Here is an 18,215-nt window from a genome sequence, read left to right on the forward strand (position 1 = left end):
GCACATCCGCATGAAAAACGAAACCTCCAATTCGCCAGCAGGCGCGTTCAGACACGCCATCTGCAACTTGTGACGCAATCGGAAAACCCTTGTCGTGATCGCGCACCTACGGGACGTTCTCGTGTAATTTCCTACAGCCTCACGGGGCTTAAATGAAGCCCGAATTCCGCTGGCGCGTTGCTCTGTAAAGCGTGCAAAAGGCCTACAACAGAGCGCGAGTGACGTGCCCCTTACGTTCTTCCCAAGGAGATTTTTTCGCTTACGTCTGCCCGTCCTTTCCTTGTGTCAGCAAAAAGAGAACAACATCAATGAGCACCGTGGGATCTGATGGCAACCTTGCACAAGGTTTCAAGCCACGTCACGTAACGATGCTGTCCATCGCGGGCATCATCGGCGCCGGACTTTTCGTGGGTTCCGGGCACGCCATCGCGGCGGCCGGGCCAGCAACCATTCTTTCTTACTTCGTGGCCGGAACCCTGGTGGTGCTGGTCATGCGCATGCTCGGCGAAATGGCCGTAGCGCACCCCGATACGGGTTCATTCTCCACCTACGCCGACCAGGCCATAGGCCGCTGGGCCGGCTACACCATCGGCTGGTTGTACTGGTGGTTCTGGGTCCTGGTGATTCCCATCGAAGCACTTGCCGCCGGGCACGTGCTCAACGCCTGGTTCCCGCAGGTGGACAGCTGGATCTTCGCCCTCGCGTCAGTCCTGCTGCTGGCCAGCACCAACCTGTTCAGCGTGGCCAAGTACGGTGAGTTCGAGTTCTGGTTCGCCATCCTCAAGGTCACGGCGATTCTGGGCTTCATCGGCCTAGGTTTCGCCGCGCTGATGGGCTGGCTGCCCAACCGCGAAGTCAGCGGCCTGAGCACCCTGATGGCCGAGTACGGCGGCTTCGCCCCCAAAGGCTGGTCGGCGGTGGTCGGTGCCTTCATCACCGTGATGTTCAGCTTCATTGGCACCGAGGCGGTGACCATCGCCGCATCCGAGTCCAGCGACCCCTCGCGCAACATCGCCAAGGCCACCCGCTCGGTGATCTGGCGCATCAGCACCTTCTACATCCTGTCGATCTTCGTGATCATCTCGGTGGTGCCGTGGAACGATCCACAGCTTGCGGTGGTGGGTTCGTACCAGCGCGCGCTGGAAATCATGAACATCCCCAATGCCGCACTGATGGTGGATTTCGTGGTGCTGATCGCCGTCACCAGTTGCATGAACTCGTCGATCTACATCGCCTCGCGGATGATGTACTCGTTGGCCAAGCGCGGTGATGCCCCAGCCTTCCTCAACAAGACCTCCAAGGTCGGCGTGCCGCGTGCGGCCGTGTTCGGCAGCACCCTGATCGGCGCGGCCATCGCCGTCCTCAATTACTTCGCGCCCAAGGGCGTTTTCGAGTTCCTGCTCGCAAGCTCCGGCGCCATCGCTTTGCTGGTGTACCTGGTGATCGCCATTTCCCAGCTGCGCATGCGCCGTCGCCTGGAGCGGGAAAATGCCGAGCTGAAGTTCCGCATGTGGCTGTTCCCATGGCTGACCTGGGCGGTGATTGCCTTCATCAGCGGTGCGCTGGCGGTGATGATGTATACCCCGGAGCACCGGGCTGAGGTGACGGCGACCTTGAGCCTGGCGATCGTGATTTCCTTCCTGGGGATCGTGACCTCGCGTGGGCATGCGCGGGCAGTGGCGGTGCGGTCGGTGGGCTGATGGGGTTCACTGATTGAAGGTGAAAAGAGCACCCTGGGATGGGTGCTCTTTTTGTTTGGGCGACTTGCTTCAGCGCAGCAGGCCCAGTTCAGCATCATCCAGCAGGGCTTTGCCCAGCGCGCAGAGGTAATGCGCAGCCCATATCAGGCTGGGTTTGTCCTCCATCAACCCGTCGATGGTCAGGTCTCGTGCATAGCCCATCAGTTCCGAGGCCTGTTCGCGGGCGTTTTGGCAGGGGATGCCGGCTTCGATGCGAAACAGGGGGTGGGTCTGGTTTTCACCTTGGTAGAAGATGGTTTTGCCCACTGTGCATTTGATGTCTTCGGTGGCCATTGAGGAGTCTCCCTGGGGTGGGACGGTGCCTGGGCTGGCCCTATTGCCGGCAAGCCGGGCTCGTACAGGTTCAGCGCTCGACGAGGCGGGGCTGAGTGGGGGGAAAGGGCCAGGCAGGTCGTGATGGCGGGTCAATGCAGCGTTTGCGGGTCCGCTGGTTGTTGGACCTGGGCCAGTGCGGTTTCGAGTAACCTTCGCAGGGTTTCGAGCTCGTGCATCGACGCCATGAGCAGCAACGATGCGGGCGATTTGGGCTGCATCAGCATCGCTTGATGGGCGACGGCTTCGGCACAGACTGCGTAGTCCGAGGCCAGGATGAGCGTGTCTTCCAGGGAATGGAGGTGGTGGGGTGGATCCGGCACTATCTTCAACATGATTGCTTCCATATCAGGGCTCTCACTCCCTGCTGTCAAACAGAGGGTGGCAGCTGTACGCGGGTTGACAGACCGGCGGAAACAACAAAGTTCCGGCGCACGCAAGCGTGCCCGCACGTACAGCTGCCATAGAGGCGAGCCGTGCTGTTGTTTACCGTCGCGACCTGTCAAAGTCATGCCGTTGATGAGCAACGACCGCCCGAGACTAAGACCCTGAAAAGACGTCTGAAACGGAAAACAGGCGCGGGGAGTATCTTTGGGAAACGTCCTACATGAAAGGGGTTAAATCTGATTTTCCTGGTTCGCGTACCCAATATGCCAGGCGCAAAAAGACGCACGAAGGCGTCTTCTTTTTTGGAATGTTTGGTGGGCGGGGGTAATCTGAAACAAGTCGGTATCTATTTGTTTTGGCTGGTGGACAAAAGTGCTTGGAATACCAGTTGGAACGCTGTGTGGTCTGGATTCCGATGGACGGTGCGTTTTGAGAACCGCCCCCAGAAACGAATCGGGTCGAATTTATCAAGCAAATGGTCGCACTGTTGATCGTTACCCCTGCGCTCGCCGGTACAGGGGCTTTCTAGCAAACGATATCTTCAATGATTGCCGTGTTGGCTAAGCCGACTCTCGAAGTATTGCGCCGTCTCTTTGTCGGTGCAGTACAGGTAGCAACCCTTCATCCCGCGTGTCATCAGGGTTCGGTACGTATTTTTGATGATCAGGTCTGTTTCACTTTTCGCGAGGGTAGGTTGCTCTTTCATCATTTTTTTCCAGCCGCGAATCGATTTATCGTGCTTGTCGCGCTCATCCGGGGATGTCACTACCTGACCGTCACGTACGACTAGATCTGGCCCGATAATCACGCCGATGTAGTCGACTTCCAAACCTTGGCAGGTATGAATGCAGCCAACCTGCTCGATGGAGTTCTCAGCGATGATCCATAGGCTGCCATCTTGATCCAGGTTCCATTGGCGTTTGTAGTCACCAATGACGATATCAGCAGCGGTGGGGTCTTTCTTGCTCAACCAAGGCCAGCAATAGCCCGCGACCACACGAGCTTTGTTTCCGTGGTTTTTCTCGTTGATTGCGTCATGCATCGCCTGAGGTGAGTCGAACACCTTAAACTCGTACTCTTGGGTCTCAAGCGTCGGATTTGCCGTCGAGCGAATGCCTAGCGTGTCATCCAGCCATGCCAGGTAACCGTCAGAACCACTGCAGCGAAACTGCGAAGACAGCACGTGTTCTTCAACCACAGCACCCTTGGCTTCTGCAAAGGCGCGTATCGCCTGCTTGCTGCCGATATCGCTCAAGGTTACACGCTGGTCCTCATCAATAAAGAAAATGGAGCATTTCGTTGAGTCAATCAGCTCCTTGATCTGGTTTTCCCCAAGGTTTCCATAAAGCCCGCTTTTCTCATTCAGCCGGTGAGCTTCGTCCACGATAAGCGCATCGAATGTGTTGGGCTCAGTATCGATGAATGCCCCAGAGCCTGAGAAGAAATTCGAGAAATGGCTGCGCTTGATGGTGCCAACCAGTTTGCTTTCGTAGACCTTGCGAGGGGCAGCATTCTTGGAGACGTATTTGCTCATCAGCTTCAATTCGGTGAGCTTCACCAGCAGATTGATAGCCAAGACAGTCTTCCCGGTGCCCGGCCCACCTTCGATGATCATCACCTTGGGTGCTTGGTCCGAGGCCTCGCTTGCCGCCGCCAGCGCCGACTCAAAAATTGCTTTCTGATCGTCAATCAATACGAACTCGGGTTTGCCTTTCATCAACCCCCCGAGGGCTTCGGCTAGCGCCTTGGATGGGCGAATTTTCCCTTCGGACAGCTCGTAAAGAACCTCTTTGTTGTCGCCATGACTTATATGCTTCTTCAGAAAGGTTCTGAGTTTACTGAGCTCTTCCGGGCCTTTTAGAAACAGCGGAGCCTTGCTGATGTGGGGCTCATAGTGGGCTGAATCTATGACCCCGTCGCTGACGTAGTTATGGAGGTAGGCGCACGGACGGATTTCGATGCTTTTGTCATACACCGCCTCGTTGAAGCCTTCTAACAGTGCTGCATATGACCACACCTGGTAGGACGGGTGAATGGTCTCAATGAGGCCACCACCCAATGCCGTTTTGACGATTGCGTCTTTGGTTGTGGCGTTGGCCTTGCTCCATTGCTTCAGCTCGATGAGTACGGCCTTCTTGGCCTGGTTTTCGTCGCGACCGGTGAGTAGAAAGTCGATTCGCTTCGACGACTGCGGAATGTGCAATTCAATGGCCAGGCCTGCATCGCTCGGGAGGCCCTCATCTCTAAGGACCTTGGCCATGTACGTCAGGGACCCTTGCCACGATCTGATTTCCGAGGAGCCAACGTTCTTGCCGGTAGCTTCCTTGTAATGCCTGAGGATCACCTCCTCAATGTCATCGTTATCGTTGTCTTTAAGAAATTGCTGTTTGGTCGCAGCGTAAACGATCACGGGTTGTCCTTAGGTGCGTGTGGGTCAGAGTCGGTCGTACTTTTTGCTGCTGCTTCTGGCTTTATCTACGGGGTACTTCTGACCATTCGAGGCGAGTTTCTGTGTCACGGCCTCGTTGAGGTCAATGCCGAGTACGCTGCTCAGGCGAACCAGGTACATCAGTACGTCCGCCACTTCGTCCTTCACGGCTTGGCCGATTTCGGGATCTGTTGCGGCGGAGATCGAGTCGGCATCGCTCATCCATTGGAAAATCTCGCACAGCTCGCCTACCTCGCCAGTGAGAGCCAGGATGAGATTTTTGGGGGAGTGGAATTGCTGCCAGTCGCGATCATCTGCGAACCGCTGGAGGGATGCGGCGAGCTTCACTACGTCAACCATGGGTGTGGATGAGCTGTCTGAGTCACTCACGGGGCTATCTCTTGGGCATCGTTGAGAAAATGTGTAGGAAATACGCCTGAGATTGTAAGAGTTTTTGCTGCTTTCGCATTTTTTTTGTGTCTTGTCTCGCCTGTTTGCTGTTAGCAAGACTGCTAGCCATAGTTCGCTATCCGCATCGAGCGAGGCGGCCATTCGTCCTCGCGAGATGGATGGATGAGCCAATCAAACTGATCGGCAGCAAACGCCCCAAATTTATGGTTGGTAGCGGGATGCTTTCGGCCCTCACCGGCCCATGTCGAAGGGCCGCTGACGGCCAAAAGCGGACGATTGAAGCGCCACCGGTTCAGCAGCCGTTTGGAATGTCTGCTTTAGCTAGATCACTGTGCTCTGCGAAAGGCAGCTTGGGTCGTCTGCTGCCCTCCAGTTCAAGTTGCAGATTTTCGAGATTCGGTTTTAGTTAAATTTTTTGCTGCCTTCATCTGAGATTTTCGTGGCATCTGAAGCGTTTTGCTACTTTTCGTTAAAACACAATAAGCCGATTTGTTGGGCCAATCTTTAATCTCGGTTTTTACCAGTTTTGCCGGGCAAAGCAGTAGCACCTCCCCAAAAGAAAAAAGTGGAAATGCGGAGACCAGAGGATGTGTGCGTAATGTCTCTACTGAATCCCAAACCTCAGTATCGAAGTCTTCTGTAGCGTAATTCTCGGTCAGCAAGAATTTGGCTACCATTGGGTCGCGGACCTTCATCAGGGAAGCCGCTGAGTACACAATGGTCAGAGTGCCTCCCGGTGCCCCCCCAATGATGACTACCGAGACCACGGATGCCGTCGCTAAGCATAGTGATATTCGTTTAAAAAGATCGGCTTTACTGGTATAGAATACGACTACTGGAATCAGCGTCATACTGGCGAAAATAATAGATATCAGCATCAACTTAGTAATGGCCTCAGGCGTATCTTCACCTGAGTAGGCCTTAAGAATGAGGCTCACGGGTAGCACCGTCGAAATAACCGTGCCGATCAGGCTTAATGCCAAGATAATCAAAAAGAAGACGCGAGTCACCTTGCTTTTTAAGCTTCCCGCTAGGTCTATGGTTGTGCAATAGTCCACAGCTTCTCTGAACGTCTGGCTTTTCCGAAGAGCCAAAATTGTTAAACACCCATACAAGACTACGCAAATTAGTTTATAACCGTCAGCGATCGTTACGCCTTTGAAAATCATTACCATCAGCGCTGCAATTCCAAACAGTACTGGGAAAACTAGAACTATTACCAAGTCGGCTTGAAGATTAGGACTGTCATTGAAGAGCGAGACAGATAGCCCAAATAACATGCTCGTTGTCATGAGCACAAGAAAATAGACCGCAACCAATAGCGAGATTACTGAAAGCCAAAGTACCAATGCTGACTTAGCTTCAATTGCTGAAGCCATCAAATCCGGACGACCGATGGCTGTCGTATAGGCCGACAGTGTATAGAATCCCAAAGTCGTCCCAATACCACCTATAATCATACTGAGTGGTGCCCAATATGTAAAAATCCGTTTAAATGTCCTTTTTATTTCCTCTTGAAAGGTTAAAGGCTTCTTTAGGTTCATGCATTAATTCCTTGGCATAATTTAAATACAGGGCGATCGTGCGCGAAGCTTTTGTCGCGAACTTCCCAGCCAGTCCTGTTTTCTGTGTCTGCGTCATCACCCGCGCGCCGGAGGACAAGGCCGCGGGCGCCAACTTTATGAGTATCAAAGTTCTAAGTTGTGGCTGTGTGGTGCTTCCGTCCGCTAGGGCTGGATTGATTGGCTTGTGATCAGGCCACAGTACGGGCATTAATCAGGCGGACTCCCTCGTAAATCTGTAGCAGAGAGTTTCATTCCTTGAATCGCTCATACGCTCGCCGCAAGTCGCTCGTATTCACCATCCAGGTAAGTGTCGACGGCTTTGATGTCGAGCCTTCCGTCCTGGTACCAGGAGTTGAGTTCCTTGAGTGCAAGGGTACCGAAGCGCGCCCAGGCAATAAGATTCGAGCGCAACATGAACTGGATCATGTCGCCGCCCGATCGAATCGCCGCATCGGCGCCATCCACTACGCAAAGCGTGCCGTGCGCCACCAGTAACATCCGCTGAAGTTCGGGGTTGGTGGACGATGGAATGCACTGAGCCCATTCCTTCTCGTGATAGAAGCGCTGTTTCACGATCCACATCACTCGGGTCAACATTTCGCTAAGCATCACCGGAATAGCCATTGCCAGGCCATGACGTAGGTCGTAGCCCTTTTCGAATACTTGGACGGCGATCGTGGCGAAGGTTTGCCGATGTTGCCCAAACTCGCCAACGTTGATGAATTGCAATAGCGAGTAGAACGGAATCGGAATACCCGCCCCCCGTGTCTTCGCGCCAGAGGAACCGGCCACATCCGAGAACAAGTGCCCCAGCCAGTTCATGAAACCGCAGAACAGCTTGGCCACCAGGTTCGATCCCTTGAGTTCGAAGGTATCGGTATTGACACTGATGATTCGGCCGCCATCGATGAAATGTGCGGTACTGATGAATTGATCGAGTATCGAGAAGAACAACCCGACAAGGTCCGGAGAATGCGCCAGGCTCTTGATGTGGTGGTTGCGTGTACTCATCTTGAACAGGCCGCTGACATCGCCCCCGTGCCGATGGTCGTAGTTGACCTTGTACTGCCTTTCAAGGAATCCAATGGCACTGGTTACCGGGTCACTGTCTTTGTTGGGACCTTGCCAACCGTTCCAAGAAGCAAACTTCTGCACCGCTTTATCGGTCATGTCGTCCGTAAAGTGGGTGAGCGCCCCCTTGCCGGGGAGGCCGACGAATAGAACGTCCACTAGGCCGCCGATCAAGCCGCAGGTGCCGGCGATCATGTAGTCGTATTTGTCGCAGTGAGCGCCCTTGTACGAGAACTCGTCGCGTATGCGCTTTTCCAGCGCAATGCGTTGGCTTGCGCTCATCAGGTCGCGGAACGGATCGTGGCCAAACTCGATCCGCTGCCGCTGGGCATAGGCAGTGACTTTGTCGAGGTAACCACTCCAGCCGCTGTTGCCATTCATGTCGATGAAGTCGAGGCTTGGCAACGGCGTGGCGACGCTCACGATGTTTTCCTGTACGACATAGCTGCTCTCGACAAGCACCGCATCGTCGTCATCCACCTCGAAAATCACCTGGTTCCTTTCGACCAGCGTTTGAGCTTCGAACAGCATCAGTTCGAGCTGCTTGCGCCTCTGTGACTGCGTAACCTGCAGGTTTTGCAGTACACCATCGACCAGTCCCAAGTGGTTTTGCGCGGAGTTCAACTGGTGCTTTTGCACCAGCATCGCCTGGGCCTGTTCGGTCAACGCATCCTTCTTGCTCATGAGAACAGGCCAAGCAGCTTGCCCTTGGCCTTGTCTGCGATATCGGCGGCGCCGCCGACAAGTACATCGCTGACGTTGAAATAACCGACCGCTTCGAAAGCTCGGGCAAGGTTCTCCAGTGCCTTCGGCGAAACGCCTGGTTTGATCGCGAGCTTGAACGTCTCGATCTGCTGGCCATCTTTCTCCTGGGAGAACGAACGCTCTTCGTAGAACGACCTGATGAAGTCGTAGAGCTCTGCCTTAGTAGGCTCTTTGATGAGCGTCTTTAGCTTGGCGTCGTCGAGGAAACGAGCGCAGCGCAGTTTGGTCGCGCTGCTTTGGGTCGCTTCGCACTTGTTGGTCAGCACTGTACCGGCGCCGGTCATCTGCCCCATCATGGCGGTAAGGCGCTGAATCATTTGACCTTGCTCGCCATGCTCGGCCAGGGCCTGGTTCAGCCGATCGGTGATGTGGTTGAGGTCTTGCATCAGCAGCGAGATGGTGGCCTGGGTCTGCTTGATGACCTCGATCAGCATCAGTTCGCGTCGCTTCGAGCGCGTGAGCTCATCTGCACCCGTCAGTTTGCGCATGCCTGCGTATGCGCCCACACCGAGCAACACGGCGACACCAATTCCCGTGGTCATGCCGGACAGGCCGAGTATACCGCCCATGCCCAGAGTCGCTAGGCCGGACGTAAGCCCGGCCGCGGACATGCCCACCACCGAACCCGAGAGATACACCGCGGCCAATGGAGTGCCGACAGCCGCGGCCTTCGCCGAAAGAAGTTTCAGTGCGCTGACGATTTGGTCATCGGTGACGTCATCCTTCAGCATGCTGTGGTCGTTACGGATGGCGGTGACAGCGAGATCGATCTCGTCATCGGTGACCTGCAAGAGCGCGCGATTTTTTTGCAGGAAGCCGAAGGTCTCCAGCGAGCTGCCGCCAGTGGAGAAGTACAGGTTGATCAAGTCTTTGGTCAGCGAGATGTGCAGCGGCCTGATCTGCCCCCGTGGGCAATGCCTGTCCAGCTCCGCGAGCAGCGTTTCTAGCGGTGCCACCTGGTTGAAACCGGTCATGTAGGAGCGCATAGTGAGGCGCGACTCGGGTTCCAACTCCAGCCGCGTCATCAACAGCAGGATCTCCGCGAACTCTTTTTCATCGATGACCTCGTCGTTGTCGTAGGCCATGTTCACGATGACTTTGAGGTAAGCCACCTTGACCGCTTCGTCCATCTCTTCGAGCGGGATGAGCTGCTTTTCGTCCTGGAAATCGGTGAAGTTTTCGATCACGCCCTGCAGTACGGATGCGAGCGCCGCATAGTCGCAATCACTCAGGTCCTTGATGACCAGTTGGCTATTGTCCTTGCGCTCGATGATCAGGGCGTGTTCGAGCTTGTCCATGCTTCCAGTGTGCATCTGGGTGTACTTGGCGCTGCGGATCCCCTCGTAGGGGAAATGGATCGGGTCGGCAAATCCGGAGCGGTAGATCACTTGCTCGCCAGTGAACAACAGGCCGTCCTTTGCAGTGCCGAACAGGGTGTTGTCGAACAACGCCACGACATTTCCAGGCAACCCGTTGTATGCGAATGCCTTGAGTGCGTTGTTCAGCTTTTTTTCGTCGATCCCCGGAGCAACGGAAACATTCTTGGAAGAGATAGAGCCGAGGTTTTCGCGGAGATAGGCGCTAACGCTCATGAAAGATCCTTTTCTAGGTTAAGCGAGTCGCGACATGCTAACTCGGATGATGGCGCAATGCCATTTTGACTTTAGGCGATAGCGGCTAAGCGCAGGCCGTTCACGATTGGGCATCCTTGCGTGCCGAATGGGCGCGCTTTAGCTCAGAATATTCGCGGTACAACTCGTAGCTCTTCTTGATCAGCACCACGAGCCCAATGGCTGCCAAGAGATTTTTCATGGCTTGTTCCTTTCGGGATTTGATTTGTTGGATTTGACGCAGCGCCCTGACTCGATGAGGAAAACTGTGTCAGGACAGGGGCACGATATGTAGGCTTCCAGCGCGTATCTAGAGTGTTTACATGTACAGGTAAACAATCCATGCAGGTTGTGGGGGCTGAGGCACGGGTGCATACCTGGGGTAGTTGGAAAGGGGCTGGTAGTTCGATAGGGGATATTCGAGCCTGGGGCCGGGAGGGAAGGGCGCTTGCCCGTGGACTACTCGATGTGGAGCTTCGACAAGTGAGTCAACGGGTGTCGAAGCGCCGCACATCTCTAGCACCATGGTGCGTCGCAAACTTTATATACGTCTGCACACTGGCCGCGATTCAACAGTCGTATCTCCTGCGACAGGGCTTATATATAGAGCCAAGGGGTCAATGTCTCCAGGTTCTTTACGACGATCTGCTGCGCTGAAGCCTTGGGCTCTAATTTTTTCGGATCGATTTGGTAGCGCTGAAGCACGTAACCCACGAGCGCGCACCGCGTCGAAATGACCAGTTCGCCATCGTCCATACCGAAGTCGACTTCGATGATCGCCTTCTGGTCAGGCTTCAGTCGCGAATCTGGCTCGATGATCACATCGATGAAGGTGTTCCATTCCTCGTCATCGCTGATCAGCTTCTCGCTCATACGCTCGAATTCCGGTTCCCCGCGGAATCTGCTCAACACGAAATCCCGATACTTGCGGTTCTTCTCGCAGTAGGCCCGTACATGCCAGCGCATGCCTGTGTAGATCAAGGTATGCGGCGAGATTAGTCGCGTCTCCGGAACCGGGTTGGCCAACGACACGTATTCAACGGCAATCACCTCTCCATTACGGCATGCCTTAAGCAGCGGTCTCAGCACCTCTGGACGAATTGTACGGTCCGGTACCTCCAGCACCTTGGTGTGTGCATAGGCCAGCGCCAGTCCCTCCACATGCGGTGCTCGCGAGTGGGTCTGGTTCAGCAGTTGTAGGTAAGCATTGGCACTGTCGTCGATGAACAGCGGCTTGAAGTGCTTACTCGGCACATAGCCCTTCAGTTGCTTGTCATATGTAAGGTTTTGAGGCGCATGTTCGGCGATGTAGGTATTGATGTCCTTGGACGCCTGCTGGCGGCTGATGCCGAAGCTCTGCATCAGATGGCCTGTGGTCAGGCGGCCTTCCCACCAAGCCACGGTCTCGATCAAACGATAGCGAAGTGCCAGGTCCCAGCGGATCTGATTGATCTCTTGAGTGCGTTTCATGGGCCGTCCATGTGCGTGATTTGTTTACCTGTACAAGTCTACAATCTATACGTGTAAAAAATCACTACATATCCTCTGGCTGTCTTCGGAACAAATTACCTAGCGAAAGGATGAGCATGACTACGATGGATGTGATTTCGATAGCGGCGCTGGTGATGATGGTGGTGATTGCTGTACTGCTGTTGGCCCACTACCTGAAGCTGCAGAAGATGTGGGCGGTGATCGTCAATTGTCGTACGAGCCTGCGTTGGGCGCGTATTCATGAGGCGGAGAATAGGGAACTGCGTTCGGCGTTGCGGGCGGAGAAAGCGCATGTGGATCAGTTGCAGAGGAAGGTAGCTTTAATGAACGCGGTAGGGCCAGAGGGCAAATGAATAGCGCCTCTGGGGCGAGCTGACCATCCTTGTCCTCCCTCACATGGAGGACAAGCCATGAAAACCACTTCGACCAGCAGCCATCAGACTTGGAACAAAGGAAAATTGGTCGGGCGAAAAGCACCGCTCCGACTGAAAGACAGCTGGGCCATTCCGGTAAGGCTTCAAATCGCGGAGGAAACTCGAGATATAGCTCTTTTCTATCTGGCCATCGACAGCAAGCTACGAGTATGTGATCTGACCAAGCTTCGCGTACGCGACGTTGCTCATGGGGAGCACGTGTCATCGCTAGCGATAGTGATGCAGCAGAAAACCCAGCGGCCTGTGCAGTTTGCCAGACCGCTGTGGCTTGATTTCAAACCGAAAAATCGTCGGAAAACGCACTGACGGTTGATGCGATGGGGGCTTAGCCGCAGATGTGGAATGGGCTAGGAAGGCTGTCATAAAGCTGGCATTACCGAGCCAAAACAACCCATTTAGGCACAAAAAAGGCACTTGCGAGGTTCGCTAAGTGCCTGATTTGTAAGGATTATTTGGTGGAGCCGGGGGGATTTGAACCCCCGTCCGCCAGTACTCCGCTGTCGGTACTACATGCTTAGCCGTGTCTACTGAGTTAATCCGCAGCCGCCCGACGGGCAGGGTGCTTTGGACGAGTTGGGTAAGTTTTAGTCGCTTTGCCCCCAACGTGCTACACGACGATCCTGTTCTGTATGACAATCATTTCGGGTTTACAGGCATCCCCTGATGATTGCTGGAGCCGAAGCTACCAGGAGAGCGGGCTCAGCTGCTTACGCAGCGAGAGCGTAGCCCTCGTAGTTTTCGTCATTGGCAACTATAGAAAGTTGCAACAGTGGATTTACGAGTTCTGTTACCAACTCGGCATGCACCTAGAGTTTCGCTACCGGCGTCGAATCCTGATCGGCCCCACGCTACAGCTCTCTAGCTGGCTTACCTTTCGGTACGCACGATGGAGTATACGCGTTTGCGCGGGCGACGTCGACTGTCCGTCCTGTCGCCCGCCCCTTGGGGTCACGCTCCGCTCGGGGAGCCACTGCTCTTGTCGGTTTTCTCCAGACGCTCAAGCACTTTGGTGGTGATGGCGATGCACTCTTTGGTATCGCCTGAGGCTTGTGCTGCCTTGGCTTTGTCGACGTGCTCGGTGATGGCTTTGTCCAGGCCTTCGGAGGTGGCGCCAGCGGTGGCCATGCTGTCGTCGATTTTCTGCAGGTTGGCCGTGCAAAGGTCTTCGGCGGCGAACGCTGGGGCAGCCAGGAGGGTGGCCGCGGCGAAGAGGGCGGAAAGCGCAGTACCTTTCATGGGTGTCTCCTTTGAGGGCCTCTGGAAGGTGGGCCTGTTAGGTGGACTGTGGGGAGGTGCCGAGGGTTCAATCGGGGTGGTGGTGGGGGGGAGGGCTTGGGTTGTTAGGGGGATTGGGCGCGGCGCATCGCGAGCAAGGCTCGCTCCTACACTGGTTGGGGGCCGTTTTTGCCGATGCGATATGCGTGCGAGCGCTTGGGTGCCTAGCGCGATACCGGGTCGTACATACCAGGCGGTCGCGCGGATCTGTCACTGGCGTTATTGGCCCGAAACAGACGTAGGGAGCCAACTGTCTTTGCGCTTACGCCCGACCAACGCACCTATTAGGGCGTGCAGGCGCTAATTCTGCCTCCAGGGTACACGTTCGAACTGGCTGATCACCCCCAAGGCATCGCCCATGGGGGCCTGGGAGATCGAGCGCCGCCTGCGCGGCGCATCGCGAGCAAGGCTCGCGCCTACGATTCCTGCGGGATTCGCGCGCGAACGCCTGGGTGCATGGCACCATATCGTGTCGTACAAACCAGGCGGTCGCGCGCATCTGTCACTGTCGTGACTGGCCCGAAACAGACGTAGGCGCGAGCCTTGCTCGCGATGCGCCGCGCGGGCGGCGCTCGATCTCCCACCCCCTGAACACCTCAAGGCGATCACCTCTCGAGACCACCCACCCCCCTCAACTCAGCCCCGCCGAGGCCGCGTCACGCGGTCCACCAAGTACACCAGCCCGTGGTAGTCGATACCGCTATGACTGGACAACCCAATCTCACAGGTACGACTCGTAGAAATGCCCTCACTGCAATACTGCACCGCATCCTTCAAGCTGCGCAGCGAATGCGCATTGAGCTCAGGCGTGGTGAAGCCCTTGTCACCGGCAAAGCCGCAGCAGTGAATACCTTCCGGGATCACCACCTGATTGCTGCAACGCCGCGCCAGGTCGATCAGGGCCTGGCTCTCGCCCAGGTGCTGGGTGCTGCAGGTCACATGCACGGCCACCGGCTCGTCCTGAGGGGTGAACTCCAGCTTGTCGAGCAGGTGAGTGCGGATAAAGCGCACCGGGTCGTACAGGTCCAGGCGGGTTTCACCCAGGTCCTGCACCAGGCGCAGGGTGCAGGGGCTGGTGTCGCAATAGATCGGGTCGAGGCCGCCACGGCTGGCATGCAGCAGGGCGTTGATCAGCTCCTGGCGCTTGTGCTCCGCTTGCTCGGGATAACCTTTCGAGGCGAACGGCTGGCCGCAGCACAGGCTGTCGGCGTTCTCCGGGAACACCACTTGGTAACCTGCCTTTTCCAGCATGGCGCGGGTCTTGTCGAGCAGTGAACTTTGCTCGCGGTCGGCATAAGCCGGGCCCATCACCCGCGAGACGCAGGCAGCCAGGTACACCACGCGTGGTCGGGCGTCGTTGCTGGCCGTGCCGAAATCCAGCGGGCGCAGCGGCTGGGGCATCGCCGGCGTCCACTGTGGCAAGCGGCCTTTACTGGCTTTGCTCAGGCTGGCGCTCAGGCGGCCCAGGCGGGGGGCGCCGAGCAGCTTGCGGGCGGTGTTGGCGGCGGTCAGGGTCAGGCGGGCACCGCCCAGCGCGGTGCCGAAGTGGTCGGCCAGCCAATCGGCGGTCTTGCCATGCTCGGCGGCCTGGCTGCGCAATTTCTTCACCAGTTCGCCGGTGTTGATGCCCACCGGGCAGCGCTGGGCGCACAGGCCGGTGGCAGCACAGGTGTCGATGCCTTGGTATTGGTAGGTCTGCAGCAGTTCGCGGGTGTCGATGCCGGCGCGTTTCTTGGCCTGGATGTCGCGCCACATGACGATGCGTTGGCGTGGGCTGAGGGTAAGGCCCTTGGACGGGCACACGGGCTCGCAGAAGCCGCACTCGATGCACTTGTCGACGATCTCGTCGGCCGCCGGCAGGGGCTTGAGGTGCTTGAGGTGGATGTCCGGGTCTTCGCTCAGCACCACGTCCGGGTTGAGGATGCCGTTGGGGTCGAGCAGGCGCTTGAGCGTCCACATCAGCTGATAGGCATCATGGCCCCACTCCAATTCGACGAACGGCGCCATGTTGCGGCCGGTGCCGTGTTCGGCCTTGAGCGAACCGCCGAACTCCACCGCCACCAGTTGCGCCACGTCATCCATGAAGGCTTGGTAGCGCGCCACTTCCTCGGCGCTGTTGAAGCCTTGGGTGAAGACGAAGTGCAGGTTGCCCTCCAGCGCATGGCCGAAAATGATCGCTTCGTCGTAGCGGTGCTTGTCGAACAGCTGGATCAGCCGGTTGACGCCTTCGGCCAATTGCTCGATGGGGAAGGTCACGTCTTCGATGATTACGGTGGTGCCGGTCTGGCGCACGGCGCCGACAGCGGGGAAGGTGTCCTTGCGGATTTTCCACAGCTGGTTGTACACCGCGGGGTCTTCGCTGAAGTCGACTTGCTGCTCCAGCGGGAACTCGGCGATGGAGGTCATTACCTGCTGCAGTTGTTCGTGCAGCAGGCTCCGACTGGCGGCGCGGGACTCGATCAGCAGGGCGCAGGCGTGGTCCGACAGGCCTTTTACCCACAACGGCATGCCGGGCATGTCCTGCACTGAACGCAGGCTGCGGCGGTCGAGCAGTTCGACGGCGGAAACCGGCTGGCGCTTGAGCACGGTCACGGCGCGGCAGCAGCTTTCCACGCTGGGGAACACCAGCAGGGCGCTGGCTTTGTGCGGGTGGTCCGGCACGGTGTCGTAGGTGACGGCGCTGATGAAGCCCAGGGTGCCTTCGGAACCGACCAGCAGGTGCTGCAGGATATCCAGCGGTTTGTCGTAGTCCACCAGGGCGTTCAGCGACAGACCGGTGGTGTTCTTGAGCCGGTACTTGTGGCGGATGCGGTCGGCCAGTTCGGTGTTGGCGCGGGTTTCCCGACCGAGGCGGGCCAGGGCTTCGAGCAGGCTGGCGTGGCTGTTCTCGAAGGCTGCGACGCTGGCGGGGTCCTCGCTGTCCAGGCGCGTGCCATCGGCCAGCACCAGGCGCATGCCGGCCAGGGTGTGGTAAGTGTTCTGGGCCGTGCCGCAGCACATGCCGCTGGCGTTGTTGGCGACGATGCCGCCGATCTTGCAGGCATTGATCGAGGCCGGGTCGGGGCCGATCTTGCGGCCAAAGGGGGCCAGCCAGGCGTTGGCCTGGGCACCGATGACGCCGGGCTGCAGGCGGATCTGCTCGCCCTGGCCACGGATTTCGCGGCCGTTCCAGTTGTCGCCCAGGACGATCAGCACCGAGTCGCTGATGGCCTGGCCAGACAAGCTGGTGCCAGCCGCGCGGAAGGTGACCGGCACGCGTTCGCGCTGGGCCAGGTGGAGCAGGCCGACCACTTCGTCCTCGGACTCGACGCGCACGACCAGTTTGGGAATCAACCGGTAAAAGCTGGCGTCCGTGCCGAAGGCCAGGGTCGAGGTCGGGTCGTCGAAACGGCGTTCGGCGGGGATCAGGCGCTCGGCATCACGCAGGAACGCGGCGGGCAGGCTCATGCAGTCTCCTCGCGGGGCCGGGCGTCTGTCGCGCCGCGTGCCCCGGGTTTATCAGGCAGTCAGGCGGGGATGGCTTCGTGGGAGCGGCTCAGCGCGCCCAGTTCGCGAACCAGCGAATCGCGGGTGATTTCGCTGATCGACTTGGCACCGGTCAGCACCATCGCCACGCGCATTTCCTTCTCGAACAGTTCGAGCAGGTTCTTCACCCCAGCCTGGCCGTGGACGGCGAGGGCATAGAGGAAGGCGCGGCCGATCAGGACGGTGTCGGCACCCAGGGCGATCATGCGCACCACGTCCAGGCCACTGCGAATGCCGGAGTCGGCGAGAATCTTCAGGTCGCCTTTCACCGCGTCGGCAATCGCCGGCAGGGCGCGGGCGCTGGACAGCACGCCGTCGAGCTGGCGGCCGCCGTGGTTGGACACCACGATGCCGTCGGCGCCGAACTTGACCGCGTCGCGGGCGTCGTCGGCGTCGAGGATGCCCTTGATGATCATCGGGCCGTCCCAGAATTCACGAATCCATTCCAGGTCTTTCCATGAGATCGACGGGTCGAAGTTGTTGCCCAGCCAGCCGATGTAGTCGGCCAGGCCGGTGGGGTTGCCCCGGTACTTGGAGATGTTGCCCAGGTCGTGCGGGCGGCCCATCACGCCAACATCCCACGCCCATTCAGGGTGGGTCATGGCTTGCAGCACCCGGCGCAGCGGGCCGTTCTTGCCGCTCATGCCGGAGTGGGCATCGCGGTAGCGGGCACCCGGCACTGGCATGTCGACGGTGAATACCAGCGTCTTCACGCCGGCGGCCTTGGCGCGCTCCAGGGCGTTGCGCATGAAGCCGCGGTCTTTGAGGACATACAGCTGGAACCACATGGGCCGGTCGATGGCCGGAGCCACTTCTTCGATCGGGCACACCGAAACCGTGGACAGGGTGAACGGAATGCCATGGGCAGCGGCTGCGCGCGCCGCCTGCACTTCACCACGGCGCGCGTACATGCCGGTCAGGCCAACGGGCGCCAGGGCCACGGGCATGCTCAGGGTTTCATCGAACAGCTGGGTCTTCAGGCTCAGCTCGGACATGTTCTTCAGTACGCGCTGGCGCAGGGCGATGCTGGCCAGGTCCGAGACGTTGTGACGCAAGGTGTGCTCGGCGTACGCGCCGCCGTCGGCGTAGTGGAAGAGGAAAGGGGGCAGCTTGCGTTGGGCCGCGGCGCGATAGTCGGTGGAGGCGGAAATGATCATGGATTCTCGCAGCGTGGGTTGAGG

The 18,215-nt window shown here is 57.8% G+C and carries 13 protein-coding genes, 1 other RNA gene and 1 pseudogene; 3 read left to right on the forward strand and 12 right to left on the reverse strand.

Going from position 1 to position 18,215, the window contains the following annotated elements; genetic code table 11:
* The first annotated feature begins 308 nt into the window (after positions 1-308).
* The gene (gabP, locus tag VXM67_RS05405) at positions 309-1,700 is read left to right on the forward strand and encodes a GABA permease (protein WP_023378589.1); all 1,392 of its coding nucleotides are present in this window, start codon (positions 309-311) and stop codon (positions 1,698-1,700) included.
* Positions 1,701-1,769: 69 nt separating this feature from the next.
* Here gabP and VXM67_RS05410 read toward each other — a convergent pair whose 3' ends face one another.
* The 8 genes from VXM67_RS05410 to VXM67_RS05445 form a co-directional block, all read right to left on the reverse strand.
* On the reverse strand, positions 1,770-2,033 hold the full coding sequence (locus VXM67_RS05410) for a DUF3077 domain-containing protein (protein WP_104882201.1): 264 nt from the start codon (positions 2,031-2,033) through the stop codon (positions 1,770-1,772).
* A gap of 131 nt (positions 2,034-2,164) precedes the next feature.
* Entirely contained in the window at positions 2,165-2,407 is a 243-nt protein-coding gene (locus VXM67_RS05415; protein ID WP_277686815.1) for a hypothetical protein, read from the reverse strand.
* Between the two features lie 593 nt (positions 2,408-3,000).
* Complete coding sequence (locus tag VXM67_RS05420) at positions 3,001-4,869, reverse strand: DNA/RNA helicase domain-containing protein (protein ID WP_367237537.1); 1,869 nt, start codon at positions 4,867-4,869, stop codon at positions 3,001-3,003.
* Positions 4,870-4,893: 24 nt separating this feature from the next.
* A complete protein-coding gene (locus tag VXM67_RS05425; protein WP_367237538.1) occupies positions 4,894-5,277 on the reverse strand; it encodes a nucleotide pyrophosphohydrolase in 384 nt (127 codons plus the stop codon).
* A gap of 395 nt (positions 5,278-5,672) precedes the next feature.
* A complete protein-coding gene (locus VXM67_RS05430) occupies positions 5,673-6,842 on the reverse strand; it encodes a hypothetical protein (protein WP_367237539.1) in 1,170 nt (389 codons plus the stop codon).
* 285 nt (positions 6,843-7,127) lie between these two features.
* The gene (locus tag VXM67_RS05435) at positions 7,128-8,618 is read right to left on the reverse strand and encodes a hypothetical protein (RefSeq protein ID WP_367237540.1); all 1,491 of its coding nucleotides are present in this window, start codon (positions 8,616-8,618) and stop codon (positions 7,128-7,130) included.
* A complete protein-coding gene (locus VXM67_RS05440; protein ID WP_027908014.1) occupies positions 8,615-10,291 on the reverse strand; it encodes a hypothetical protein in 1,677 nt (558 codons plus the stop codon). Before VXM67_RS05440 ends, VXM67_RS05435 begins: the two co-directional genes overlap by 4 nt.
* A 615-nt stretch (positions 10,292-10,906) precedes the next feature.
* Complete coding sequence (locus VXM67_RS05445) at positions 10,907-11,779, reverse strand: YafY family protein (protein WP_027908015.1); 873 nt, start codon at positions 11,777-11,779, stop codon at positions 10,907-10,909.
* Between the two features lie 116 nt (positions 11,780-11,895).
* On the opposite strand from VXM67_RS05445, the gene VXM67_RS05450 reads away from it, so the two are divergent.
* On the forward strand, positions 11,896-12,153 hold the full coding sequence (locus tag VXM67_RS05450; protein ID WP_027908016.1) for a hypothetical protein: 258 nt from the start codon (positions 11,896-11,898) through the stop codon (positions 12,151-12,153).
* Positions 12,154-12,210: 57 nt separating this feature from the next.
* Positions 12,211-12,486: pseudogene (locus tag VXM67_RS05455) on the forward strand (integrase); the annotation flags it as partial.
* A 201-nt stretch (positions 12,487-12,687) separates the two neighbouring features.
* On the opposite strand, the gene ssrA reads toward VXM67_RS05455, so the two are convergent.
* The 4 genes from ssrA to lldD form a co-directional block, all read right to left on the reverse strand.
* Positions 12,688-13,079: a transfer-messenger RNA gene (ssrA, locus tag VXM67_RS05460) on the reverse strand.
* A gap of 103 nt (positions 13,080-13,182) precedes the next feature.
* Positions 13,183-13,470, reverse strand: coding sequence for a hypothetical protein (locus VXM67_RS05465; protein ID WP_023378599.1), 288 nt, complete (start codon positions 13,468-13,470; stop codon positions 13,183-13,185).
* Between the two features lie 675 nt (positions 13,471-14,145).
* Complete coding sequence (locus VXM67_RS05470; protein ID WP_367237542.1) at positions 14,146-16,956, reverse strand: FAD-binding and (Fe-S)-binding domain-containing protein; 2,811 nt, start codon at positions 16,954-16,956, stop codon at positions 14,146-14,148.
* 59 nt (positions 16,957-17,015) lie between these two features.
* Positions 17,016-18,191 carry an FMN-dependent L-lactate dehydrogenase LldD gene (gene lldD / locus VXM67_RS05475; protein ID WP_023378601.1) on the reverse strand — a complete coding sequence of 392 codons (1,176 nt, stop codon included), beginning with the start codon at positions 18,189-18,191 and terminating at the stop codon, positions 17,016-17,018.
* Positions 18,192-18,215: the final 24 nt, after the last annotated feature.

The organism is Pseudomonas sp. Rh2 (genome assembly GCF_040762985.1).
In the GTDB taxonomy this organism is placed as follows: domain Bacteria; phylum Pseudomonadota; class Gammaproteobacteria; order Pseudomonadales; family Pseudomonadaceae; genus Aquipseudomonas; species Aquipseudomonas taiwanensis.

Bases quoted from the DNA above. Each gene is read 5' to 3' on its own strand.
- gabP (WP_023378589.1), top strand. From the start codon at position 309: ATGAGCACCGTGGGATCTGATGGCAACCTTGCACAAGGTTTCAAGCCA.
- VXM67_RS05465 (WP_023378599.1), bottom strand. From the start codon at position 13,470: ATGAAAGGTACTGCGCTTTCCGCCCTCTTCGCCGCGGCCACCCTCCTG.
- VXM67_RS05435 (WP_367237540.1), bottom strand. From the start codon at position 8,618: ATGAGCAAGAAGGATGCGTTGACCGAACAGGCCCAGGCGATGCTGGTG.
- VXM67_RS05440 (WP_027908014.1), bottom strand. From the start codon at position 10,291: ATGAGCGTTAGCGCCTATCTCCGCGAAAACCTCGGCTCTATCTCTTCC.
- VXM67_RS05410 (WP_104882201.1), bottom strand. From the start codon at position 2,033: ATGGCCACCGAAGACATCAAATGCACAGTGGGCAAAACCATCTTCTAC.
- VXM67_RS05430 (WP_367237539.1), bottom strand. From the start codon at position 6,842: ATGAACCTAAAGAAGCCTTTAACCTTTCAAGAGGAAATAAAAAGGACA.
- VXM67_RS05445 (WP_027908015.1), bottom strand. From the start codon at position 11,779: ATGAAACGCACTCAAGAGATCAATCAGATCCGCTGGGACCTGGCACTT.
- VXM67_RS05470 (WP_367237542.1), bottom strand. From the start codon at position 16,956: ATGAGCCTGCCCGCCGCGTTCCTGCGTGATGCCGAGCGCCTGATCCCC.
- VXM67_RS05415 (WP_277686815.1), bottom strand. From the start codon at position 2,407: ATGTTGAAGATAGTGCCGGATCCACCCCACCACCTCCATTCCCTGGAA.
- VXM67_RS05450 (WP_027908016.1), top strand. From the start codon at position 11,896: ATGACTACGATGGATGTGATTTCGATAGCGGCGCTGGTGATGATGGTG.
- lldD (WP_023378601.1), bottom strand. From the start codon at position 18,191: ATGATCATTTCCGCCTCCACCGACTATCGCGCCGCGGCCCAACGCAAG.